Here is a 24,379-nt window from a genome sequence, read left to right as displayed (position 1 = left end):
GCGGCCTATTGCATCGCCCCGGCGACTGCGATGTTGAGCTGGCGCTGCGCGATCGTCGCGCCACCCTTGCGCGCCACTATCGACACCTGCCACGAACCGCCGCTGGGAAGGGTAACGTGCGCGGTGTAAGTCCCCGGAGCGGCTTCCCGTGCCGTCGCGGTTTCGCGCATCGCCGCCATCCCCATAGAGGGCATCGCGGCCATCAAGAAGACCAGCGAAACCTCGGCGCCGTTGACAGCCCGCCCTTCGGCATCGCGCAGTGTGACGCGAATCTGGTTGTCGCCCTTGCGCGGCGGGCTGGGCTCGGTCGCAAGCTCGATTGACGCCGACGGCACCTCGGCAGCCTCGCCGACGCCGGGCGGCGGCGGCTCGAAAGTCCCGAGCGCAGCCTGGAGCTGGCTTTCCGAGTCGACGAGGAAATTGGCCGAGCTAACGATTCGCTGACCCGCACGCAGGCCGCGCTGCACGACGAAGCGGCCGTCGAGGTGCGGCCCCAGGCGGACCTCGACCGGCTGGAGATTGCCGCCGCCGCGGTCGACGAAGACGATGTCATGCATGCCGGTGCGCAGCACACCACTGTCGGGAATCACCAGTCCGCGCCCGAGCCGTGGCTCGATCGCCGCCCGCACGAACATCCCGGGCTTCAGCAGGCGCTGCGGATTGGGCAACACGCATCGCACCTTAACCGTGCGCGTCGCCTCGTCCATCGCGGGCCAGATGAAATCGACGCGGCCCGCAAACACCTCTCCGGGATAGCTGTCGATCCGCACCGATACCGGGTCGCCCGCCTTCACCTCCGCGATACGGTTCTGAAACAGCGCCGCGTAAACCCATACGTCGGTCAGCCCGGCGATCGTGTAAAGACGGGTTTCCGGCTGGACATACATGTTGGGCAGGGCGGCGCGCTCGACAACGTAGCCCGACATCGGGGCGTCGATCTCCACCTCCTGGCGGGCCGTGCCGGAGCGTTGGAGCCGCGCGACCTCGCGCGCCGGGACGCCGGCCTGCCGCAGCCGATCGAGCGCCGCGTCCGCAAGCGAAGCCGCTCCCGCGGCAACACCCTCCACGGGGCTCGAGCCGAGCCGCGTCGAAGCCCTGCGCGCGAGCAGATACTCGCGCTCGGTGCTCGCGATATCAGGACTGTAGATCGTAAAGAGCGGCTGGCCGCGCCTCACGTAGGCGTAGGTCTGGTCGGCAAACACGCGCCGGATCCATCCAGCGAACCGGGTCTGCACGTAGCCCTGAAGCCGCTCGTCGGGAACGATCGTGCCGGTCGTCTCGATACGATCGACCAGGGGCGCCTCGACCACGGTTGCCAGCCGCAACCCGATAAGCTGCCGGCGGCGCGCATCGATCTGAACCGGAGCGAGCGCGGGCGCGGCGGACGCCGCCGACGTGGCCGCCGGAGTTTGCGCGCCCGCATCCGGCGCCCCTACGAAACATGCAACCACGGCGGCAAGTGCCGACGCGGCGAGCGCAATGGCAACAAGCACCGGACGGGCTCGCTTGCGCCCGGCGCGCATCGGAATTCTGGAGACCGTCATTCTGGAGACCATCGCGATGGTGTTCATGGCGCGTCACCGATTATCTGGTGCAGCCGGGCCGCCGCGATTTCATGGTCGGCCAGCGTGCGCCAGTAGCTCTGGCGCGCGCTCAACAGATCGAGCGCCGCGCCCAGCAGGGTTTGAAAATCGACTCGGCCCGCGCGGTAGTCGCTGAGCGCCGCGGCTTCTGCCGTCTCGGCTTGGGGAATCAAACCCTCGCGGTAGATCGTCAGCATGCGCTCGGCCGTGCGCAGTGCGAGCAATTGCGCACGCGCCTGAGCCAAAGCCTCCAGCCGCGCTGCGCGCACTTCGGTGACCGCGGCCTCGTGTTCCGCGGCCGCCTGTTCGATCGCGGGCGTCTGCTTGCGCCAGAAGTAAAGCGGAACTTTGGCGCCGAATGTCAGCATGAAGTAGTCGCGGAACCCCGGGCCGGTCTTCTGGTACATGTAGCCGACGCGAAAGTCGGGCCAGTAGCCGCGATGGGCCAGCTCGAGCGCCGCGGCATCGCGCGCTTCCGTCGCCTGCGCCGCCTTGAGCTCCTCTGAGCCGCCTGCGGCCGCGGCGGCGATCGTCGGCGCGCTGGCCTTCATCGCGCTGGGAGTCACCTCGCCGATCTGGATGTCGCCAGAGTCGGGGTCGCGTCCAAGCAGCGCTTTAAGGGCAGCCTGTCCGGCGGCAATTTCCTCGCGCGCGGCGGCAATCTCCTTCAGGAGCTCGGTCGCCTGGAACTGCGCGCGATAGACGTCCTGCTGGCGGCCAATCCCGAGCCGATACTGGGCCTCAGCAATCTCGGCGATCCGGACGAGGTCGGCGTGGCTGGCCTCGAATACAGCGAGCGCTTTGGCCCCGTAGAAAAGATTGAAGTAGGTCTCACGCACTCGCTCGGCGACCTCGCGCTGGCGGGCGAGATACTGATGGTGAGCGGACTCGGCCTGGTGGCTTGCAGCGGCGGCAGCCAAGCGCAACTTGCCGGGGCCCGGGATTTCCTGCTCGGCGCCGACCCCCGTGTAGTAGAAGTCGCTGGTCTCGTAGCCCTCTGCCGGCTTGGGCCCGCCGACAGTGAATTCCTGAAGCGTCACCTCTGGATCGGGCAGCGTGGCAGCCTGCACCGGCATCTTGCTCGCCGCGCGCCATCGCGCGCGCGCGGCAACAACCAACGGGCTATCGGCCATCGCTTCGGCGACCAGCGCATCAAGCTGCGAATTGGCCGGCGGCGGCGAGAGCGTGGCATTGGTTGCCTGCGCGTTGTCCGGCGGGCCGGGCGCGACGCCAGGCGCGGCGCCCAGCCCGCCAGACAGACGTGGCGCGCGGTCCTCCGCGCCTAGAGGCGCGAACGACTGTGCGCTTGCCCGCCCGGCGCTTGCGGCGGGCGCTATCGCACCCGCCGCCTGCAGCGCGGGCGGCGGCGCCGCCGCCGTGCGCGCAGCTATCAGCGCAGCGGCCGCGGCAAGCGCGGCGACGCGCGGGGACAGCGCGCGTCGCCGGCGCGGACTTTCTCCGCGCGCATTGCTAATTCCCTCAGCAAATCCGTAAAGCGACCACATCTGATCACCTTGGCTCGCCATGCCGCCGGCCTCGAAGCGGCCGCGCGGCGCGTTTCAACGGAGGCGTGCACGCGCTTCATGCGGCGCGCGGCAACGCCCGGACATCTGTGCGCGCGAGGGCCACGGACATACCGGCCCACGCACTCGGCTGCCCACGTTCAGGTCAGTGATGCAGAACGATCAGATCTGGCGGGAACAGAGACGGTCGATCGCGACCGCAGGGTCGGAAGGTGGCGGCGCATGTACATGCGTTGCCGCCATCGATGCGACCGCCGGCAACGGCGCGGCAAACATCACGTCCGAGACGCTCAATACCGCCCAGCCGCACAAGGCCGAAGCGGCGAAGGCGCCATGGCTGGCCGGCGCGACTTCGGCGCTCGGCGCGCACGGCTGCGCCGAACACGACTGCGTCGGGCGCGGCCCATTGGGTGCGGGACACCGCGGCGTGCAGCATGCCATCGCATCGTTCGCGGCGAACGCCGCACCGACGGCCAGACATCCCACGCCTCCGGCGGCACCGGCAAGGATCAGTGCGAGCACAATGACAGCAAAGCGTCGCATCGAGCTGGGGCGGCAACCGCTCCCCTGCCTAAGGGTAGCGGCAGCGCGGCGGTCAGGCAATTCGGGCAGGCGCGGCACTTTCGCTTTATTCTGCCCTGCGCCTGGATTATGACTTGAAGCCGGGTCATCCGCGGAGGCGCCACCGCGCGCCACTCAAAATCCGCCCGTCGCGAGGAGCTAGATGGATTTCACGCTGTCGCCCAAGGTCGAGCAGTACCGCAAGCGCATCTCGGATTTCATGGATCAGTACGTCTATCCGATCGAGAAGCGCGTCGAAGAGGAAATGAACGTCCCCGGCAAGGAGCACACCGAGCCCGAGATTCTCAAGGAGGTGCGCAAGAAGGCCAAGGCCGAGGGGCTGTGGAACCTCTTCATGCCCGACGAGCACTACGGCAAGGGCCTGAAGGTTTCCGAATATGCGCCGCTGTCCGAGCTGATGGGCCGCAGCTTCATCGGTTCGCGCGCCTTCAACTGCATGGCGCCCGACACCGGCAACATGGAGATCCTCGCCGACTTCGGCACTCCCGAGCAGAAAAAGCGCTGGCTGGAGCCCTGTCTGGAGGGCACGATGCGCACCTGCTACTCGATGACCGAGCCTGAGACTGCGGGCTCCGACCCCACGCAGCTTGCGACCCGCGCGGTGCGCGAGGGCGACTACTATGTGATCAACGGCCACAAGTGGTTCACTTCCAACGCCATCGGTTCCGCGTTTGCGATCGCGATGGTGGTCACGGACCCCAAGACCGAACCCCATCGGCGCGCCAGCCAGATCATTGTGCCCACCGACACCCCGGGCTTTAACATCGTGCGCCCGGTGTCGGTGATGGGACACACCGGCGGCGGCGGCCATTGCGAGGTCATCTATAAGGACTGCCGCGTGCCAGTGACCAACCTGCTCGGCGAGGAGGGCGGCGGCTTCGCCATCGCCCAGGCCCGCCTGGGCCCTGGCCGCATCCATCACTGCATGCGCATGATCGGCGTCGCCGAGCGGGCGCTGGAGCTGATGTGCAAGCGGGCGGCGACGCGTTTCACCCATGGCAGCTTCCTCGCTGACAAAGCCAACGTTCAGCAATGGATCGCCGACTCGCGCATCGAGATCGACGCGACCCGGCTGATGGTGATGCACGCGGCGTGGAAGATCGACACGGTCGGCAAGCGCGAGGCGCGCCAGGAAATCGCTGAGATCAAGGTGATGGCGGCCAACATGGTGATGCGCGTGCTCGACCGCGCGATCCAGGTCCACGGCGCGATGGGCGTGAGCGACGACACTCCGATCGCGCGCTTCTGGCGCGATAACCGCGCGATGCGGATCGTGGACGGCCCCGACGAGGTCCATCGGATGCAGATCGCGCGGCGCGAGGTACGCCGCTGGAAGCAGTAGCGCGGCGCACCGGCTCACCCAGCGCCCGGGATTGGAAATATGGCTGAGCAAACCGCGCAACAGCCGGCGATCGACGATCTCGCTGCCGAGTACGGCGAGGTGCGCGAGGAAGAGCAGCTCGATTGGCCCCGGCTCCAAGCCTGTCTGCGCGAGCACGGCGTGCCCGGCGCCGAGAGCGCGATGGAGGTCAAGCAGTTCCGTGGCGGCAGCTCGAACCTGACCTACCTGCTGCGCTTCGCCGACGGCCATCAATGGGTCGTGCGGCGGCCGCCTTTCGGTCCGCTGCCGCCCTCGGCGCACGACATGGCGCGCGAGTACCGCGTGCTGTCGCGTCTGTGGGAGGCTTTCCCGGCGGCGCCACGCGCGATCGTGCTTATCGAGGACGCCTCCGTCATCGGCGCGCCGTTCTTCGTGATGGAGCGGCGCGAGGGCGTGGTGATCAAGAACCGCCAGCCGCTGCCGCCCGAGCTCGGCAACCAGCCCGAGACCTTCCGCCGCCTGTCCGAAAACTTCATCGACACGCTCGGCGACCTTCATTCGGTCGATTACCAGAAGGTGGGCCTCGGCGGCCTCGGCCGCCCCGAGGGCTTCTTCCAGCGCCAGATTACGGGATGGATGGGGCGGTGGGAGAAGGCGAAGACGCGCGAAGTGCCTCTGATGAACAAGCTGGGGGGCTGGTTCCTGCAGAACATGCCGCCAGCGCAGAAGCCGTCGCTCCTGCACAATGACTTTTTCCTGCATAACGTAATGTTTGCGGCGGGCGAATCAGGCCGCGTGGTGGGCGTGTTCGACTGGGAGATGTCCACCCTGGGCGACCCAATGATCGACCTCGGCACCGCGCTAGGCTACTGGCGCCAGCCCGACGACCCGCCCGAGCTGATCGCGCTCAGCCAGGGCCATCCGCACACCACAATGCCCGGCTTTCTCGGCCGCGACGAGCTGGTCGAGCGCTATGCGCGGCGCACCGGGCGCGACGTGACCTGGGCTGATTACTATCGCGCGTGGGCCAACTGGAAAACCGCCACCGTGGTCGAGCAGATCTATGTGCGCTACGTCCGCGGGCAAACCAGCGATCCACGCTTCGCCACGATGGGCGAGTACGCGCCGGTGCTGGCGGCGCAGGCGGCCCGGATCGTTGCCAAATTCGGCTTTAGGGAGTAAACGGCAAGGGGCGCGCAAAAGCCGCGCCCGCGAGCCCCGCCCATCTGTCGGCTCCGCCTGCGTGCGGGGTTGTTATTTGGGCCGGCCTTTGGGCTAGATTACGAATTCGAAAAGGCGGGCGGACGCCTGCCCGGCCGGGAGGTTTTGCACTCTTGCACGCGATCAACTACGAAGCTCCAACCACAGTTCAGGACGCGGTCAAACTGCTGGCCCAGCTCGGCGAGCGCGCGCGCCCGTTGTGCGGCGGCACCGACCTCATCATCCAGCTGCGCGCTGGCGTGCGCCGGCCAGAGTGCGTCGTCGACGTAAAGAATATCGCCGACCTGCGCCACATCAGCTTCGACCCCAAAAAGGGACTGCGCCTGGGCGCGGCGGTCCCCGCGATCGAGATTTACGAGAACGCCGAGATGCGTCAGCGCTATCCCGGGCTGACCGAGGCCGCCCACCTGATCGGGTCGCTCCAGATCCAGAGCCGCGCCTCGGTCGGCGGCAACTTGTGCAACGGCTCGCCCGCCGCCGACACCACGCCGGCGCTGATCGCACTTGGCGCGCGAGCGCGTATCGCCGGACCCAGGGGTGAGCGCGAGGTTAAGGTCGAAGATTTCTGCACCGCGCCCGGGCGCACCGTGCTCCAGCCGGGCGAGTTGCTGATCGAACTGCTGATCGATCCGCCCAAGCCGCACAGTTCTGACGCGTACCTGCGCTTCATCCCGCGCAACGAGATGGACATCGCGGTGGTCGGCGTGGGTTCGTGCGTGCAGCTCGACGGCGACAAGGTCGTCGCCGCCCGGATCGGGCTTGGCGCGGTGGCGCCGACGCCGCTGTTCGCCGCCAAGGCCTCCGAGTCGCTGGTGGGCAAGAAGCTCGACGACGCGGCGATCGAACGGGCGGCCAAGCTCGCCACCGAACAGAGTACGCCGATTGACGACATGCGCGGCACCGCCGAGTTCCGCCGTCATCTGGTCGGCGTGCTGACCCGCCGCACGCTGCTCAAGGCGGCGGAGCGGGCGCGCGCGGCGTAATCGGCAGCCGCGATCGGCAATGGGGACCGCCGCCGCCCACCCAACGGCGCAAGGGGAAGGACAAACCGCGACGCTGGCCGAATCCGCGATCGCAGAACAGAAGAATCAAAGATGGATCACAAGAAAGTAGTCGAAACCACGCTCAACGGTGAGCGAATCGAGTTCCTGTGCGAGCCGCGCCAGAGCCTGCTTGAAGTGCTGCGCGACGAGCTCGGGATGACCGGGAGCAAGGAAGGATGCCTGACCGGCGACTGCGGCGCTTGCACCGTGATCGTTGACGGGCGCGCCACCTGCTCGTGCCTGATGCTCGGGGTCGAAGCGCAGGGGCGCAAGCTCAATACGGTCGAGGGGCTGGCCAACGGCGTCCAGCTCCATCCGCTCCAGCAGAAGTTTCTCGAGGAGGCCAGCCTGCAATGCGGCATCTGCACGCCCGGGATGCTGATGTCGGCCAAGGCGCTGCTCGACCATAATCCCAACCCGACCGAGGCCGATGTGCGCTACGCGCTGGCCGGCAATCTCTGCCGCTGCACCGGGTACGACAAGATCGTGCGCGCGGTGCTTGACGCGGCCAAGGCGGCGCGCTGAGCCGCGGTTGTGAGCGGCGGGCGCTTCTGAAAGACTTCTTGGCAAAGGGAGAGTCGAACATGGCAGCGACCACAGAAGGAAGCCAGCAGTTCCGGGTTATCGGCACGCGGCCGATCCGGCATGACGGCGTGGAAAAAGTCACTGGGGCGGCCAAATACGGCGCGGATTACGCCTTCCCCGGCATGCTCTACGGCAAGGTTCTGCGCAGCCCCCATGCGCACGCCATCATCAAATCCATCAAGGTGGACAAGGCGCTGGCGCTGCCCGGAGTCAAGGCGGTGGTGACCTCGGCCGACCTGCCCGAGCTGCCTGACCGGATGGAGGCGGCGGGCGAGCTGCCGATCAATCTCCATCATCTGAGCTCCAACATCCTGGCTCGCGGCAAGGTCCTGTACGACGGCCACGCGGTTGCCGCCGTCGCCGCGACCAGCCCGCACATCGCCGAGGAGGCGCTGCGGCTTATTGAGGTCGATTATGAAGTCCTGCCGCCGGTGATGACGGTGGAGGACGCGATGAAGCCGGGCGCGACGATCCTGCTGCCCAGTCTGCGCAACAAGGAAGACGGGCCCGACAAGCAGACCAACGTCGCCGCCCATCTCCAGTTCAAGCGCGGCGACGTGGCCGAAGGCTTCAAGCAGGCCGACTACGTGATCGAGCGGACCTTCAAGACCGCGATGGTCCATCAGGGCTACATCGAGCCCCACAACGCGGTCGGCATCTACAACGCCGACGGCCATGCCACCATCTACTGCTCGACCCAGGGCAGCTTCGTCGTGCGCTCGCTGAGCGCGGCCGTGCTCGGGATGCCCGAGGGCAAGATCCGCGTGGTGCCGGCCGAGATCGGCGGCGGCTTCGGCGGCAAGACCACAATCTACCTCGAACCGCTCTCGGTGCTGCTCTCCAAAAAGACCGGCCATCCGGTCAAGATGACGATGAATCGCGCCGAGGTGCTGCGTGCGTCCGGCCCGACCTCCGGCGGCACCATCCGCTGCAAGATGGGCGCGACCAAGGACGGCAAGATCGTGGCCGCCGAGGTCTGGATGGCGTACGAGGCGGGGGCGTTTCCGGGTTCGCCGGTGCCGATGGGCGCGATGTGTATCGTGGCGCCATACAATATCCCCAACCTGATGATCGACGCTTACGACGTGGTCGTTAACCGGCCCAAGACCGCGGCCTATCGCGCGCCGGGCGCGACCAACGCGGCGTTCGCTTCGGAGACGATAATCGACGAGCTCGCGCAGAAGTGCGGCATCGACCCGTGCGACATACGGATCATGAATGGCGCCAAGGAAGGCACGCCGCAGACCGCGGGGCCTCCGTACAAGCGCATCGGATTTATCGAGACGGTCGAGGCGATCAAGAACAGCCCGCACTACAAGTCCAAGCTGGAGGGCAAAAACCGCGGTCGCGGCGTCGCCTCGGGCTTCTGGTTCAACGTCGGCTTCCAGTCCTCGGCGATGGTCAATATCCACACCGACGGCACCGCCAGCGTGGTCATCGGCTCGGTCGATATCGGCGGCACGCGCGCTTCGATGGCGATGATCGCAGCCGAGGTGCTCGGACTCGACGTCAACGACGTTCGCCCGCTGGTCACCGACACCGATTCGATCGGCCATACCGACGTAACCGGCGGCAGCCGCACCGCCTTCGCCACCGGTCTCGCGGTGTACGAAGCCGCCCAGGACGCCGTGCGCCAGCTCAAGGAGCGCGCGGCCAAGCTGTGGGAAAAGAAGCCCGAGGAGGTCGATTTCAATCTCGGCCGGCTGAGTGCGCGCGGCAACGGAGTGCCGCCGATGACGGTCAAGGAGATCGCGCCCCGGCTGGCCCGTACCGGCGGACCCATCACGGGCCGCGCCACGGTCAACGCGCGCAACGTCGGCCCCGCCTTCGCCACCACCTGCGTCGACGTCGAGGTCGACCCTGAGACCGGCAAAGTGCAGATCCTTCGCGCCACCATCGCCCAGGACGCCGGCAAGGCGATCCATCCGAGCTATGTCGAGGGCCAGATGCAGGGCGGCACCGTGCAGGGCCTCGGCTGGGCGCTCAACGAAGAATACTTCTACGACGATAAGGGCATCCTGCGTAACTCGGGCCTGCTCGACTACCGGATGCCGACCTGTCTCGATCTGCCGATCATCGAAACCTGCATCGTCGAGGTTCCCACTCCGGGTCATCCGATCGGGGTGCGCGGCGTAGGTGAGGTTTCGATCGTGCCGCCGCCGGCCGCAGTGGCCAACGCGATCGCGCGCGCGGTGGGGGTCAGGATGACCGAGCTGCCGATGTCGCCGGCGCGGGTGTGCAAGGCGATTATGAGCAAGGAAGGCGCGGCGCAGGCGGCAGCTGCCGCAGACTGAGGATTGTCAGGGACGGCCGGGCCCGCGCGGGCCCGGCCTTTGTTTTATGGCCACGGTGATTATTCCCGCGCTGCTGCGCAAGCTGACCAGCGGCCAGGAGCGTGTCACGGCGCAGGGCTCCAACGTCCGCCAGATCATCGACGACCTCGAACGCCAATTCCCCGGCATCAAGGCCCAGCTTGTCGAAGGAGGCGAGTTGAAAGCTTCGATCGCCGTGTGGGTGGACGGTGAGATGGGCTTGGGCGGTCTGCTCGACCGGGTGCGCGAGAACAGCGAGGTCTATTTCCTTCCGGCGATCGGCGGCGGCCGCTGTTGCTAGCCAGCGACTGCCTCTTCCGCTGCCATCTCCTGCCCACGGCAGGAGAGCCCCGCTATTCGTACGAAGCCACAGCTGGCTCGCGAATGGCATGCAGGCTCACCCCACAGCAGCTATCCGTGGCTCTACGTGAAGAGCATCGGCTGAAGTCCTGCGGACCGACTTTGGGCGGTCTTCCCCGCCCGTGACGGGGCGCGGCGGGGCATGCTAAGTTCCCGTGTGATCTCCGGCCCGATACGATCTGCGGCCCGAAGTGCGAGGTTCGATCATGGCAGGTTCCACGAACGGCTCTTCGCAACACTTCCGGGTGATCGGCACCCGTCCGATCCGGCACGACGGCGTCGAAAAGGTGACCGGCGCCGCCAAGTACGGCGCCGACTATTCGTTTCCCGGGATGCTATACGGCAAGGTCCTGCGCAGCCCTTACGCGCATGCGCGCATCAAAGCGATTCGCACCGAGAAGGCGCTCGCGATGCTCGGTGTGAAGGCGGTGCTTACTGGCGCCGACCTGCCTGATATCCCAGGCACCACCGCCCAGCTTGGCGAGCTCGTCGTCAACACGCATTACCTGTCGCTCAATGTGATGGCGCGCGGCAAAGTGATGTACGACGGCCATGCGGTCGCCGCCGTCGCCGCCACCAGCCCGCATGTCGCCGACGAGGCGCTCAGGCTTATCGAGGTCGATTACGAGCCGCTGGAGCCGGTGATGACAGCCGAGGCGGCGATGAAGCCGCAGGCGCCGGTTCTGCTGCCTGAGCTGCGCAGCAGGTTTATCGCCGGCCGCAGCGACCCGGGTCAGCCCGAAGGTCCCGACGCGCCCACCAACGTCGCCGCCCACATCCAGTTCAAGCGCGGCGACCTCGAGGCGGGCTTTGCCGGTGCCGACTATATCGTCGAGCGCGAATTCCGCACCTCAACCGTCCATCAGGGCTACATCGAGCCGCAGAACGCGCTGGCGATCTACAACTCCGACGGCCACATCACGATCTATTGCTCGACCCAGGGCACCTTCAACGTCCGCACGCTCACGGCCACGCTGCTCAAAATTTCCGAGGGCAGAATCCGCGTGGTGCCGGCCGAGATTGGCGGCGGCTTCGGCGGCAAGACCACGATCTATCTCGAACCGCTCGCGGTGCTGCTTTCGAAGAAAACCGGGCGGCCGGTAAAAATGACGATGAACCGGGCCGAGGTGATGCGCGCGACCGGGCCGACCTCGGGCACCTGGATAAAGGCGCGGATGGGCGCGACGCGCGACGGCAGGATCACCGCCGCTCAGTTCTGGATGGCCTACGAGGCGGGCGCTTTCCCTGGCTCGCCGTTCGCTCCCGGCGCGATGTGCTGCTCGGCCCCGTACAACATCCCCAACCTGCTCATCGACGCCTACGACGTGGTGGTCAACCGCCCTAAGGTCGCGGCCTATCGCGCTCCCGGTTCGCCCAGCTCCGCCTTCGCCTGCGAATCGTTGGTTGACGAGCTGGCGCTTAAGTGCGGAATCGATCCGATCGAGTTCCGCCTCCTCAACGCCTCGCACGAGGGCACGCCGCAACCCGCTGGCCCGCCCTTCAAGCGCATCGGCTTCGTCGAGACCTGCCAGGCGATCAAAAACAGTGAACACTACCGCTCGCGCCTGGAAGGCCCGAACCGCGGACGCGGCATCGCTGCCGGCTTCTGGTTTAACGGCGGCCTGCAATCCTCGGCCGCGGTCAATCTCCATACCGACGGCACGCTCAGCGTGGTCACCGGCTCGGTCGATATCGGCGGGACGCGCGCGGCGATGGCGATGGTTGCGGCGGAGGTGTTGGGCATGAGCGCCGAGGACGTGCGCCCGGTCGTCGCCGACACCGACTCGATCGGCCATACCGACGTGACCGGCGGCAGCCGAATCGCGCTCGCCACCGGGCTTGCGGTTTACGAGGCGGCGCAGGACGTCGTGCGTCAGCTCAAGGAGCGCGCGGCACGGTTGTGGGAGAAGAAGCCCGATGAAGTTGAGTTCAGCAACGGGCGGCTGAGCGCGCGCGGCACCGGCGTGCCCTCGCTGACGGTCAAGGAGATCGCGACGTGCCTGGCCCGCACTGGTGGCCCGATCGCTGGCCGCGCCACGGTCAACGCCGGCGCGGTGGGGGCGGTCGGCAATGCATTCGCCGTTACCTGCGTTGACGTTGAAGTCGACCCCGACACCGGCAAGGTGAAAATCCTGCGTTGCACCACCGCGCAGGATGCCGGCCGCGCGCTCCATCCGGCCTACGTCGAGGGCCAGATCCAAGGTGGCACCGCACAGGGCATCGGATGGGCACTGAACGAAGAATACTTTTACGACGGCAACGGAAACCTGCGTAACGCGGGCCTGCTGGACTACCGGATGCCAACGTGTCTGGACTTGCCGATGATCGACGCGATCATCGTCGAGGTGCCCAACCCGAACCATCCGCTGGGCGTGCGCGGCGTGGGTGAAGTGTCGATCGTGCCGCCGATGGCGGCGGTGGCAAATGCGATCGCCCGCGCGGTCGGCGTGCGGATGATGGAGCTGCCGATTTCACCGCCGCGCCTGCTCAAGGCGATCCTGGCGCACCGGCGGCCCGAGGAGGTGCAGTCGGCGGCGGCCAGCTGAAGTCGGGGCGCCGCGCGTCCCGAGTTGACGGATAGCACAGCTTTGAGGGATCTCCCGCCCGTCGGTCGGGCGGATACGTTGCCAGGACATGCGGCGGCGGCGAGCATAGAGCCCGCCGTCGAAGCTTTTACGCCCAATTTCATCATAGAAGCTATTGCAACTAGTCAAAGCAGGCGTACAATGAGGCCGCTGGCCGGGGTTTGCCCCCCCTTTTCCCGGTTGGCTGGAGGCCGGGCGGCGAAAGCCGTTCGGCCTCATATTTTTCGCAACGCTTGACTCGCTTATTGATCGAGGGGCGCGGCACACGAGACCGACCGGTTACAAACAAAGCGCCCTTGTCGGTCGGGACCTGCGCCGTATCGGCGACGCCACCTGCTATTCTGATCCGCGATGGATGTGACGCCGCAATTCGTCAGCGACGGCCTGCGCTGCGCGGGCTACGTGACCAACGAGCGCGTCGAAACCGCAGTGTTCCTCGCGCTCGCGCTGGAGAAGCCGCTGTTGATCGAGGGCCCGGCGGGCTCCGGCAAAACCGAGGTCGCCAAGGTGCTCGCCGAGATGCTGGGCACGGAGCTGATTCGGCTGCAATGCTACGAGGGCCTCGACGAAGCCCGCGCGCTGTACGAGTGGAACTACCAGAAGCAGCTCCTGCGCCTGCAAGCTGACGAGCACCAGGGCTTGCGATGGGAGGAGGTCTCCGAGCATCTGTTCTCGCGCGAGTACCTGCTCGAGCGCCCACTGCTGCGAGCGATCTCCTCGCCTCGCCGCGTCGTGTTGCTGATCGACGAGATCGACAAGGCCGACGAGGAGTTCGAAGCCTTCCTGCTCGAGCTGCTCTCAGATTTCCAGCTAAGCGTACCCGAGCTTGGAACCATCCGCGCCCACGAGCGTCCGGTGGTCGTGCTCACCTCCAACCGCGCGCGCGAGCTCTCGGAGGCATTACGGCGGCGCTGCCTTCATTTGTTCATCGACTTTCCCGGAATTGAACAGGAACGCCGCATAATCGAGCTTAAGGTCCCCGGGCTCGACGCCCATCTCGCCGCCGAAGCGGCGCGCTTCGTCAACGCGCTGCGCAAGCTCGGACTGAAGAAGCCGCCGTCGATTGCCGAGACCCTAGACTGGTCGCGCGCGCTGCTGCGCCTCGGCGTCACCGAACTCGACGCAGCCGCAATCCGCGGCGCGCTCGGCGTCCTGCTCAAACATGAGGACGACCGCGCCCGCGTCGAAGCAAAAGCGAGTGCGCTCGCGGCGCGTCCGCGCTGAGATCGGAACGCGGTTGAGCAACGCGGAGCCCTGATGACCCGTCTGAGCGACGAACTGCTGCGCCTCGTCAGCGAGCTGCGCGCGGCGGAAATTCCGGTCTCAGTGGCCGAGGCCCTTGATGCGATGCGCGCCGTTGCCGTGGCGGGCTTCGCCGAGCGCACGCGCCTGCGCGAGGCGCTGGCCGCCGCGCTGGTCAAGGACGAAGCGGATCGTGCGGCGTTCGACCAGGTCTTCGCACGATTCTTTGGCTCTGGCGCCAGGGCTGCCCGCTACGAGGGCCGCCCAGGGGGCCATCACCGGACCGCGGGCGCCGGCGGCGGACGCGGGGACGAAGGCGCTTTGGGTCGCGCGCGCGCCGAGCGCGCGCAACCCAAAGCGGCAAGCGGCGCGCCAGCGGGCGTGCCCGGTCCGCAGTCCGCGCGGTCGGCGCGGGCGCACGCGCCGACCGCCACCGAGACGCCATCGGCTGCGGCGGCGCGCGGCATACTCCGACCTGCCGCCGGCGAGGAGCAGCGTGCGGGGGCGGGTGGCGCTGTACAGGCCGCCACCCGCTCTCTCGGCGCGCAAGCCGAGTACGTTGATCCCGAGCAGTCTGGCCTTGACACGCGCCGTCAAGCTGCGCTGCGCAAGGCGCGCCGGACGCCCTTTGCTGCCTACACCGACCTTGAATATGAAGCGGCCCGCGAAGCGCTCGCGCCCCTGGCGCGCCGCCTGCGTGTCCGTTTTGGACGCCGGCTGCACGCCGCGCGCCGTGGGCGAATCGACTTTCGCCGCACCATCCGCGCGTCACTTCAGCGGGGCGGCGCCCTGGTCGATTTGCGGATGCGTGCGCGCCGGCCGCGCCACGTCGATCTTCTGATTCTCGCCGACGTCTCGGGTTCGGTGCGCTACTGCTCCAACCTGATGCTGGAACTGGTCGCCGGCGCGTGCCGGTCATTTCGTCGCGTGCGTAGTTTTGTCTTTATCGACCGCCTCGCCGAGGCTGAGTTCGCGGGCGGCCACGTGGCTACCGAGCCGCTTGACATGTATGCGCGTTCGGACTTCGGACGGGTGCTGGCCGAGGTATGGGAGCGACGTGCGGAGCTTATAGGCCGAGCCACCCTGGTCGTGATCCTAGGCGACGGACGCAACAACCGCCGGCCCTCGCGCGCCGACCTCCTGCGCGACCTACGCCGCCATTGCCGCGCCGTGATCTGGCTCAATCCCGAGCCGCGTCAGCGCTGGGGTACGGGCGACAGCGCGATTTTTCAGTATGCGCGCGAAGTCGACGGACTCTATGAGTGCGGCAACCTAAACGAGCTCGAAAGCGCGCTCGAGCGCTCGTTCGTCAGGGCGGCCTGAACGCCCGCAATTCCTTCCGGATTATTTTTTTAAACCGTCGAAAGGACGGTTTTTTTTGTGCAGCGTCGTTTGACTCTAACGGCGCCAAACGATAAAGATGCCGAGGGCTGGCTTTTAAATATCCTTTTATGCGTAATACATTCATATTATTGCTAATTATAGCTGCATTAGCCAGCCTGACCGGCCCTTGCGCGCCTCCCGCGCACGCTCAAACCGCGGCCGGCATACTGAGTGCGCTTAGCGGAGACGTCCATGTCGAGCGCACCGGCTCGACCTTGAGCGCGACCCAGGGGATGGGACTGAATGTCGGCGACCGCATCGTGACCGCCAGCAACGGCCGCGCCAGCGTGACCCTTATCGACAACAGCAAACTCGAGGTCGCCGAATCGACCACGCTGGTCATCGACCAGGAAATGGTCGCTCCGGGCACCCGCAACACCAAGCTGAGCCTGTTTTCGGGGCTGGTCCGGTCGTTTGTCTCGTACACGGCCGCTCCCACGCCCAATTTCGAGGTGCATACCCCCAACGCCGTCGCCTCAGCGCGCGGGACCCAATACGACACCGAGACCGACACCAGCGAGCGCAAGGAGTACAAGGATTGCCGCCGCTTTACCCAGGTTTCGGTGTATGAAGGCACGGTCGAGGTGGTGAATTCGACCAATCCGTCGGCGGGCTCGGTTCAGGTGCCGGCGGGCTACAAGACGCTGGTTCCCTGCGGCTACCCTCCCGAGCCGCCCAGCGAGCTTGCGGCGGCTGCGGCAGCGGCGTTCGGCGGACCCGGAACTGCCAGCCTGCTTCTAGGCGGCGCGTTCGTTGGCGCCGGCACGCTGGGCGGCCTCGCCGCAGGCGGCGCCTTCAGCAGCGGGGGACCCCGAAGCCCAGGCACCTCTGTTAGGTAGGCCGAAGCGCTCCTATCGTCTTTGCGTCGGCCCCGATGGTTGTTCGGCGCGCCGCGCGCTAAGCTCTGGGGCGTCGCGCGATGGCCACCAGGCAGACCGTCAACAGACGCCGCCGGCAGGCATGGGTCCCGCTGCTCATCGGGCTGGCCGTTCTGATCGCGTTTTTTCTCTTCAACGCCCACCATCCGGCGCTCTTCGAACTGGCCGAACTGAAAGCGGCCGACCTTAGAATGTATATGATCGAGCGCCCGCGCCCGACCGGTGCGGTCGTGATCGCCGCCATCGACGACAAGAGCATCGCCGACCTTGGCCACTGGCCATGGCCGCGCAGCATGGAGGCGCGGCTGAATCAGGCGCTGGCTGAGTACAAGGCCGCCGTTGTCGGCTACGACGTCCTGTTCAGCGAGCGCGACGAGGACGACGCACAGGCAGAGCGGATTTTGGCGCGCCTCAAGACGATGGGAGCCGCGCGTCGCGCCGTCGAGGAGACGCTTGGCGCGGGCAATGATGCGGCCTTCGCCGAAGCGATCCGGCATCAGGGAGCGACCTACATCGCCTACGCCTTCCAGAGTCACCAGGTAGACGACGGCTCCCCGCCGGCGCCGGTCACTACGGGTTACAAAACGGTCCCACTTGATCCGCCGCCGCTTGCCTACGGGCTGGTGCGCGAATTGCCCGGCGCCTCGCGGGCGCTGATGAGCGCGCATGCCTATTTGCCGCCAGTGCCTATTCTCAACCGCGCCGTGCGCGGGATAGGCTACGTCGATATCGGCGCGGATGCGGACGGTGTGATGCGCTCCGAGCTGACGGTCATCCGTTTCGGCAAGCGCTATTGCGTTCCGCTGTACCTGGCGCTGGTCGCGGCCTATCGCAACAACGCGCCGCTCAGTCTCGCGGTTGGGCCTGACGGTATCCAGCAGGTCGCGGTCGGCTCCGAGCGGATCCCGGTGGACGAGATCGGGGGAATGATTGTGGACTTCCGGGGGCCGCCGGGCACGTTTGCGACCTACTCGGTTTCCGACATTATCGCCCGCCGCGTGCCGCCGGCCGCGCTGGCCGGCAAGCTGGTGCTCGTGGGAATGACCGCGCATGCGCTGGGCGACCGCGTGGTCACACCGGTGGGTGCCGACTTCCCGGGGGTCGAGGTTCACGCCAACGCGATCGACAACGTATTGCGTGGCGATTTCGTCCAGCGCTCGCGCCTGACCGACGCCGCCGAGGAGGAGGTGGCGGCGGCGATCATGGTCCTCGCGATCAGTCTGACCGTGGCCTACCTCTCACCGCTGTCGTCGGCGGCAATCTGGCTGTGGGTGATGATCGGTTTCGTCGGCTACGCTCAGTACTGCCTGACTAGGGCGGGAATCTTGATCAACGTGGTGATGCCGCTGGCGGCCTCTTCGCTGACCTACGTTTTCCAGGCCACTTACCTATACATCACCGAAGGCAGGGCCAAGAAATACGTGCGCAACGCGCTCGAGCACTACCTCAATCCCGACGTGGTCGCCTCGGTGGTTGACGATCCCGCCGGCTTGCGGCTAGGCGGCGAGCGGCGCCACCTCGCCATCCTGTTCGCCGACATCGTCAACTTCACCGCGCGCGCCGAGCGCTACGAACCGGAGCGCCTGGTCGCCCTGCTTAACAGCTACATGACCGAGATGACGCGGATCATCTTCGAGTCGCAGGGTGTGGTCGACAAGCTGATGGGTGACGGGATTATGGCGTTCTGGGGCGCCCCCAAGGCCATCGCCAATCCGGCCCGCGCGGCGATCGACTGCGCGCTCAGCATGCTCGAAGGGCTGGCGCGCCTGCGCAGGACCGATGAGCGCTTCGCCGACGTCGATATCGGCATCGGAGTCGCCACCGGCGAGGCGATCGTGGGCAACCTCGGAAGCGAGCAGCGTTTTGACTACTCGGCAGTAGGCGACACGGTCAACCTCGCTGCGCGCCTTGAGGGTCTGACCCGCCACTTCGGGGTCCATTTGCTGGTCAACCGTCAGACTGTGCTCGAGGCCGACAGCAACTACTGCGGGCGCGAGGTCGGCCTGGTTAAGGTCAAGGGCAAGGAACAGCTCGTCCCGATCGTCGACGTTGCCGGGCGCGCCGGCAACGGAATCGACGCCTCTTTCTACCAGCGCTTCAACCAAGCGCTCGAACACGTGCGCAACGGCAACGCCTCGGCCGCAGTCGCCACCCTGCGCGCGCTCAACCGCGAGGCACCCGACGATGCGCTGGTAAACCTCTACCTGGAAAAGCTAGAGGAAGCGGTCGACGGCCAGCCGACCGAGATGGTTTTTGAGTTCGAAACCAAGTAGTGTCTGAGCACGTTTTGGGACGCTGAAGCTCTATCTTCCGGCTTGTTCTATCATATAATACGACATTCTATCAAAGTCAGGTAACATCATCTTAATCCGGCCGTACGACCGACTGGCCACGACGGTCAATTAGAGGCGCCAAAGCTTGGATTTATTCTTCATCCGAGCATTTTCAAACCAACGTTCGATTTTTGACCCGCAACTACTCGAAATACGGTCAATTTTCTTTACTTGAAGCCGGTTGAGGGCTAAAATATTGTATCGACGCGCATCGGTAAGCGGCATTCTCGCGGGCCCGCCACCGCGTTCGAGGCGGGTCAACGAGCGTAAGGATCGGCCGTTGCGGGCGCGTGAGGGCTCGCTCCCTTTTTATGGCGAACAAACCAGCGCAGGACAGCTATGGCGCCGCATCGATCCGCGTGCTCGAAGGACTCGAAGCGGTACGCAAGCGCCCCGGAATGTACATCGGCGACACCGGCGAGCGCGGACTCCATCATCTGGTCAACGAAATCGTCGACAACTCGGTGGACGAAGCGTTGGCCGGCTTCTGCACTGAGATCAACGTCGTCATTCTGAGCGACAACCAGATATCAGTCGAGGACAACGGCCGCGGCATCCCGGTCGATATGCATCCGACCGAAAAGCGCTCGGCGCTCGAAGTCGTGCACACTGTGCTGCACGCGGGCGGAAAGTTCGACCGCGGCGTGTACAAGGTTTCGGGCGGCCTGCACGGCGTCGGCGCTTCGGTGGTCAACGCGCTCAGTGAGGAGTTCGAGGTCGAAGTCCGCAAGAACGGCAAAATCTACTACCAGAGCTACGAGCGCGGCGTGCCGAAGGCCAAAGTCGAAGAGCGCGGCGCGACCAAACTGACCGGAACCAAGACCACTTTTTCGCCCGACCCTAAGATCTTTCCCGAGGTCAAATTCAAGTACGAGATCGTCGCGCGCTACCTGCGCGACATGGCCTACCTCAACGCCGGGCTCAAAATTCGCCTGCGCGACGAGCGCACCGGCAAGGCCGAGGAATTCCATTACGAGGGCGGGATCGCCGAGTTCGTCGAGTCGCTGACCGCCGGCAACGAAGCGCTCAACGACGTAGTCTTCTTCAAGGGCGTGCGCGAGGGCGTCGATATCGAGGTCGCGCTCCAATGGACCGACGCCTATCACGAAGTCATCTTCAGTTACGCCAATAACATCCACACCATCGAGGGCGGCACCCATCTCTCGGGACTCAAGTCTGCGCTCACCCGCACGATCAACTTCTACGCGCAGAAGAACAACCTGTTCAAAAACAAGGAGATGCGCCTGGAGGGCGACGATACCCGCGAGGGACTGGTCGCCGTGATCAGCGTCAAACTGCCCGAACCGCAGTTCGAGGGCCAGACCAAGACCAAGCTGGGCAACTCGGAGGTCGAGGGGCTGGTCGCCGCGCTGGTCAACGAGAAGCTTGGCGAGTATCTCGAAGAGAATCCTTCCGACGCACGCAAAGTCGTAAACCGCGCAATCGAGGCCGCTACCGCGCGCGAAGCCGCGCGCAAGGCCAAGGATCTCGTGCGGCGCAAGGGCGCGCTCGACTCGGGTTCGTTGCCGGGCAAGCTCGCCGACTGCCAGGAGCGCGACCCCGCGCGCAGCGAGCTGTTTATCGTCGAGGGCGACTCGGCCGGCGGCTCGGCCAAGCAGGGGCGTGACCGCCGCACCCAGGCGATCCTGCCGTTGCGCGGCAAGATCCTCAACGTCGAGCGCGCGCGCATCGACAAGATGCTCTCCTCGGCCGAGTTGCGCACGCTGATCACTGCGCTCGGGATGGGCGTGGCGGACGAGAAGGACGTCTCGAAGCTGCGCTATCACACGATCGTGATCATGACCGACGCCGACGTTGACGGCTCGCACATCCGCACCCTGCTGCTCACCCTCTTCTTCCGCCAGTTCCTGGAGATCATAGAGGGCGGCTACCTCTATATCGCGCAGCCGCCGCTGTTCCGCGCCAAAAAGGGCAAGCAGGAGCGCTATCTCAAGGACGAGGCCGCGCTCGAGGACTATCTGACCGACCTCGGCGCCGAGGCGCTCACGCTCCAGACCGGCAAGGGCAAGGAGGCGCGCGAGCTGCGCGGCGCGCCGCTCAAGACGCTGGTGCGCAAAGCGCTCGCGCGCGAGCGGATGTACGAAGGGCTCGCGCGCCGCTCCAAGGAGCGCGCGGTGGTCGAAGCGCTCGCGCGGCTTGCCGCCGACAAGCGCGCCGGCGACGACGTCTTCCGCGACCGTGATCAGCTCGACAAGCTCGCGCGGGCGATCGTCGCCGAGCTCAGGGCGCTAAACCTGATTCACCGCGTCGAGCCCGACCACGACGGCAACTTCAAGGCGATCCTGAGCCATGCAAAGAACGGCGCTACCGCGCCCACCGTGATCGACGTCGCGCTGATGCGCTCGGGCGAGCTGCGCGAGATTCGCCGCCTCAACGCCGATCTCGAAGCCACCCAGCCGCCTTACAAGCTCAGGAGCGGGGATGAGGAGCGCACGGTCGATTCGCTCAAGGCGGTGGCCGACGCGGTTCTCCAGGCGGGCCAGAAGGGGGTCGAAATCCAGCGCTACAAGGGGCTGGGTGAGATGAATCCGGAGCAGTTGTGGGAAACCACGATTAATCCGGAGACGCGCACGATGCTGCGTGTGCAGATCGGCTCGCAGGAAGAGGCCGAGGAGATGTTCCAGAAGCTGATGGGCGATCAGGTCGAGCCGCGCCGCCAGTTCATCGAGGAGAACGCGCTCAACGTCCGCAACCTCGACATTTGACCGCCAACTCTGTCTCCTCTCCCCGTCCAAGGGAAAATCTTGGATGGCGTGCGACCTGACCCCCAACCGCTCCCCCGCGAACGGGTCGGACGGTTAGGTCGTTCGCCTCAGTCTTGTAGGGAGCGAAATCCAAATAAGCTGAAATCGGAAAATAAAAGGCAATGGCAGGCACCCCAAACGGTCAGGAACCCCCTCGCAACGAACCGGCACGACTGAACATCGAAGATGACATGCGGCAGTCCTATCTGGACTACGCGATGTCGGTGAATATCGGGCGTGCGCTCCCCGACCTGCGAGACGGGCTCAAGCCGGTCCATCGCCGCATCCTCTACGCAATGTTCCGCGAGGGGCTGCTCAGCACGCGCCGCTACTCCAAGTGCGCCGGCGTCGTCGGCGAGGTGCTCAAGCGCTACCATCCGCACGGCGACATGGCGGTGTACGATGCGCTGGTGCGGATGGCGCAGCCCTTCAGCATGCGCTACCCGCTGATTGACGGCCAGGGCAACTTCGGCTCGATCGACGGCGACCCGCCCGCCGCCTATCGCTACACCGAGTGCCGGCTGACCCGGCTGGCCGAGCGGATGCTCGCCGACATCGACAAGGAAACGGTCGATTTCGTCGATAACTTCGACGGCTCGCAGCAGGAGCCAGAGGTCCTGCCCGCGCAGATTCCCAACCTGCTGATCAACGGCGCCGACGGGATCGCGGTTGGGATGGCGACCAATATTCCGCCGCACAACCTGACCGAGGTTTGCGCGGCGCTGCTCAAGCTGATCGAGAACCCTGCGATGACGCTCGAGCAGGTGCTCGACATCATCCCCGGCCCCGACTTTCCTACCGGCGGCCTGCTGCTCGGGCGCCAGGCGATCCGCCAGGCCTATCTCAGCGGTCGCGGCTCGCTGGTGATGCGCGCGCTGGCGGTGATCGAGACCGACAAGCGCACCGGGCGCGCCTCGATCATCGTGCGTGAGATTCCCTACCAGGTGAACAAGACCCGGCTCATCGAGCGCATTGCCGAGCTCGTCAACGACCGCCGCATCGACGGCGTAAGCGACCTGCGCGACGAGTCCGACCGCGACGGCATGCGCATCGTGATCGAGCTCAAGCGCGACGCCGAGCCCAGGATCGTGCTCAACCAGCTCTACAAGATGACCCAGATGCAGCAGAGCTACGGGCTCATCATGCTGGCGATCCACGAGGGGCGGCCCAAGGAGCTCAGCCTGCTCGAGATGCTGGGCGAGTTCCTCAACCATCGCCGCCACGTGCTCACCCGCCGCGCGCAATTCGATCTGCGCCAGGCCGAGGCGCGGCTGCACATTCTCGAAGGCCTGCTCATCGCCCTGCGCAACCTCGACGAGGTGATCAAGCTCATCCGCTCCTCCAAGGACGCCGAGACGGCGCGCACGGGGCTGATGACCCGCTTCGGGCTGACCCAGCTCCAGGCCCAGGCGATCCTCGACCTCACCCTGCGCCGGCTGACCTCGCTGGAGCGCGACAAGATCCAGGCCGAGCACAAGGAGGTCGAGGAGACCATCGCGCGCCTGCGCAAGTTGCTCAGCGACGAGCGCGAGATGAACAAGCTGATGGCTTCCGAGATCGAGGAGATCAAAAAGGAGTTCGGCGATGCGCGCCGCACCCAGATCGTGGAGGCCGAGGGCGACTTCTCGGTCGAGGACCTGATCGTCGACGAGGATGTGCTGGTCACCGTCACCCATGGCGGCTACATCAAGCGCACCCCGCTGTCGCTCTACCGCACCCAGCGACGCGGCGGACGCGGCAAGATCGGCGCGGCCACCGGCGAGGCCGACTTCGTCGAGCACCTGGTGCCAGTCGGCACCCACGACCGCCTGATGTTCTTCACCAGCGCGGGCAAGGTGTATGAACTCAAGGCCTACGAGGTGCCCGAGGGCGGACGCGCGGCCAAGGGACGCTCGATCGCCAATCTTCTGAGCCTCGCGGACAACGAGCGGCTCGAGGCCTTCATTCCGGTACCCAAGGACACCGAGGGCAAGTACCTGTTCTTCGCCACGCGGCGCGGGATGGTGAAAAAGACCGCGCTGTCCGAGTACGACAACGTGCGCTCGAGCGGGATCATCGCGATCAACCTCGAAAAGGGCGACGAGCTGGTCGGCGTGCGCATCACCGACGGCAACCAGCAGATCGTGCTCTCGACCCGCGAGGGCCAGGCGATCCGCTTCAAGGAGGACGAGGTGCGCGCGATGGGCCGCGCGACCTACGGCGTGGCCGGGATGGAGCTCGAGTCGTACAGCGTGCGCGAGGGCAAGAACGTCACCCTGGTCAACGACGAGGTCGTCTCGATCGCGACCGTGCGCGAAGACGAAACCCTGCTCACCGTCTCCGAACTGGGCTTCGGCAAACGCACCGCCGCCTCCGAGTACCGGCTCACCCATCGCGGCGGCAAGGGCGTGATCACGATGAACGTCACCGACAAGACCGGCAAGGTGGTAAGCGTGCGCCAGGTTGGCTCGGACGACCAGGTGGTACTGATCACCGACGGCGGCAAGGTGATCCGGCTCGACGTCGGCACCGTGCGGATCACCGGGCGCAACGCGCAGGGCGTGCGGCTGGTCAAGCTCGATGCTGGCGAGCGCGTGCGCGCGGTTGCCGGACTCGCCGAACGCGAAGAGGACGAAAGCAACGGCGCGACCTCAAACGGCGACGGCGAGGACGAGGCCTGAGGA

At 66.2% G+C, this 24,379-nt stretch carries 15 protein-coding genes; 13 read left to right on the top strand and 2 right to left on the bottom strand.

All coding sequences use genetic code 11. From position 1 onward, the window contains the following. Nucleotides 1-5 precede the first annotated feature (5 nt). Nucleotides 6-1,571 carry an efflux RND transporter periplasmic adaptor subunit gene (locus VFB33_04350; protein ID HZO80905.1) on the bottom strand — a complete coding sequence of 522 codons (1,566 nt, stop codon included), beginning with the start codon at nt 1,569-1,571 and terminating at the stop codon, nt 6-8. Further along, nucleotides 1,568-3,109: a TolC family protein gene (locus VFB33_04345; GenBank protein HZO80904.1), complete on the bottom strand. Its 1,542-nt coding sequence runs from the start codon at nt 3,107-3,109 to the stop codon at nt 1,568-1,570. The genes VFB33_04350 and VFB33_04345 overlap by 4 nt, the downstream gene beginning before the upstream one ends. Before the next feature lie 721 nt (nt 3,110-3,830). Here VFB33_04345 and VFB33_04340 point away from each other — a divergent pair. The 13 genes from VFB33_04340 (at nt 3,831) to gyrA (ending at nt 24,376) form a co-directional block, all read left to right on the top strand. Continuing rightward, a complete protein-coding gene (locus VFB33_04340) occupies nt 3,831-5,030 on the top strand; it encodes an acyl-CoA dehydrogenase family protein (GenBank protein HZO80903.1) in 1,200 nt (399 codons plus the stop codon). 39 nt (nt 5,031-5,069) lie between these two features. Further along, nucleotides 5,070-6,191, top strand: coding sequence for a phosphotransferase family protein (locus VFB33_04335; GenBank protein ID HZO80902.1), 1,122 nt, complete (start codon nt 5,070-5,072; stop codon nt 6,189-6,191). Nucleotides 6,192-6,343: 152 nt separating this feature from the next. Next, on the top strand, nt 6,344-7,213 hold the full coding sequence (locus VFB33_04330) for a xanthine dehydrogenase family protein subunit M (GenBank protein ID HZO80901.1): 870 nt from the start codon (nt 6,344-6,346) through the stop codon (nt 7,211-7,213). Between the two features lie 111 nt (nt 7,214-7,324). Further along, nucleotides 7,325-7,798 (top strand): (2Fe-2S)-binding protein, encoded by a 474-nt coding sequence (locus VFB33_04325; GenBank protein HZO80900.1) that lies wholly within the window; start codon nt 7,325-7,327, stop codon nt 7,796-7,798. Nucleotides 7,799-7,857: 59 nt separating this feature from the next. Further along, nucleotides 7,858-10,152 carry a xanthine dehydrogenase family protein molybdopterin-binding subunit gene (locus VFB33_04320; protein HZO80899.1) on the top strand — a complete coding sequence of 765 codons (2,295 nt, stop codon included), beginning with the start codon at nt 7,858-7,860 and terminating at the stop codon, nt 10,150-10,152. A gap of 46 nt (nt 10,153-10,198) precedes the next feature. Further along, nucleotides 10,199-10,471: a MoaD/ThiS family protein gene (locus VFB33_04315; GenBank protein HZO80898.1), complete on the top strand. Its 273-nt coding sequence runs from the start codon at nt 10,199-10,201 to the stop codon at nt 10,469-10,471. Nucleotides 10,472-10,736: 265 nt separating this feature from the next. Continuing rightward, entirely contained in the window at nt 10,737-13,076 is a 2,340-nt protein-coding gene (locus VFB33_04310) for a xanthine dehydrogenase family protein molybdopterin-binding subunit (GenBank protein ID HZO80897.1), read from the top strand. Nucleotides 13,077-13,466: 390 nt separating this feature from the next. Then, entirely contained in the window at nt 13,467-14,339 is an 873-nt protein-coding gene (locus VFB33_04305; protein HZO80896.1) for a MoxR family ATPase, read from the top strand. Between the two features lie 33 nt (nt 14,340-14,372). After that, a complete protein-coding gene (locus VFB33_04300) occupies nt 14,373-15,680 on the top strand; it encodes a VWA domain-containing protein (protein ID HZO80895.1) in 1,308 nt (435 codons plus the stop codon). A 275-nt stretch (nt 15,681-15,955) separates the two neighbouring features. Next, nucleotides 15,956-16,579 carry a FecR family protein gene (locus VFB33_04295; protein HZO80894.1) on the top strand — a complete coding sequence of 208 codons (624 nt, stop codon included), beginning with the start codon at nt 15,956-15,958 and terminating at the stop codon, nt 16,577-16,579. 80 nt (nt 16,580-16,659) lie between these two features. After that, nucleotides 16,660-18,891 carry an adenylate/guanylate cyclase domain-containing protein gene (locus tag VFB33_04290; protein HZO80893.1) on the top strand — a complete coding sequence of 744 codons (2,232 nt, stop codon included), beginning with the start codon at nt 16,660-16,662 and terminating at the stop codon, nt 18,889-18,891. A gap of 371 nt (nt 18,892-19,262) precedes the next feature. After that, nucleotides 19,263-21,677 (top strand): DNA topoisomerase (ATP-hydrolyzing) subunit B, encoded by a 2,415-nt coding sequence (gyrB, locus tag VFB33_04285; GenBank protein ID HZO80892.1) that lies wholly within the window; start codon nt 19,263-19,265, stop codon nt 21,675-21,677. Nucleotides 21,678-21,838: 161 nt separating this feature from the next. Beyond that, nucleotides 21,839-24,376 (top strand): DNA gyrase subunit A, encoded by a 2,538-nt coding sequence (gene gyrA, locus VFB33_04280; protein ID HZO80891.1) that lies wholly within the window; start codon nt 21,839-21,841, stop codon nt 24,374-24,376. Nucleotides 24,377-24,379 lie beyond the last annotated feature (3 nt).

It is taken from the genome of Candidatus Binataceae bacterium (genome assembly GCA_035650475.1).
Classification (GTDB): Bacteria; Desulfobacterota; Binatia; order Binatales; family Binataceae; genus JAKAVN01.
The sequence above is the reverse complement of the archived record's forward strand: the minus strand, read 5'-3'. Positions and strand labels throughout refer to the sequence as shown.

Excerpts from the sequence above, each read along its gene's own strand:
- VFB33_04350 (HZO80905.1), bottom strand. The coding sequence starts at position 1,571 with ATGAACACCATCGCGATGGTCTCCAGAATGACGGTCTCCAGAATTCCG.
- VFB33_04345 (HZO80904.1), bottom strand. The coding sequence starts at position 3,109 with ATGGCGAGCCAAGGTGATCAGATGTGGTCGCTTTACGGATTTGCTGAG.
- VFB33_04340 (HZO80903.1), top strand. The coding sequence starts at position 3,831 with ATGGATTTCACGCTGTCGCCCAAGGTCGAGCAGTACCGCAAGCGCATC.
- VFB33_04335 (HZO80902.1), top strand. The coding sequence starts at position 5,070 with ATGGCTGAGCAAACCGCGCAACAGCCGGCGATCGACGATCTCGCTGCC.
- VFB33_04325 (HZO80900.1), top strand. The coding sequence starts at position 7,325 with ATGGATCACAAGAAAGTAGTCGAAACCACGCTCAACGGTGAGCGAATC.
- VFB33_04320 (HZO80899.1), top strand. The coding sequence starts at position 7,858 with ATGGCAGCGACCACAGAAGGAAGCCAGCAGTTCCGGGTTATCGGCACG.
- VFB33_04315 (HZO80898.1), top strand. The coding sequence starts at position 10,199 with ATGGCCACGGTGATTATTCCCGCGCTGCTGCGCAAGCTGACCAGCGGC.
- VFB33_04310 (HZO80897.1), top strand. The coding sequence starts at position 10,737 with ATGGCAGGTTCCACGAACGGCTCTTCGCAACACTTCCGGGTGATCGGC.
- VFB33_04305 (HZO80896.1), top strand. The coding sequence starts at position 13,467 with ATGGATGTGACGCCGCAATTCGTCAGCGACGGCCTGCGCTGCGCGGGC.
- VFB33_04300 (HZO80895.1), top strand. The coding sequence starts at position 14,373 with ATGACCCGTCTGAGCGACGAACTGCTGCGCCTCGTCAGCGAGCTGCGC.
- VFB33_04290 (HZO80893.1), top strand. The coding sequence starts at position 16,660 with ATGGCCACCAGGCAGACCGTCAACAGACGCCGCCGGCAGGCATGGGTC.
- gyrB (HZO80892.1), top strand. The coding sequence starts at position 19,263 with ATGGCGAACAAACCAGCGCAGGACAGCTATGGCGCCGCATCGATCCGC.
- gyrA (HZO80891.1), top strand. The coding sequence starts at position 21,839 with ATGGCAGGCACCCCAAACGGTCAGGAACCCCCTCGCAACGAACCGGCA.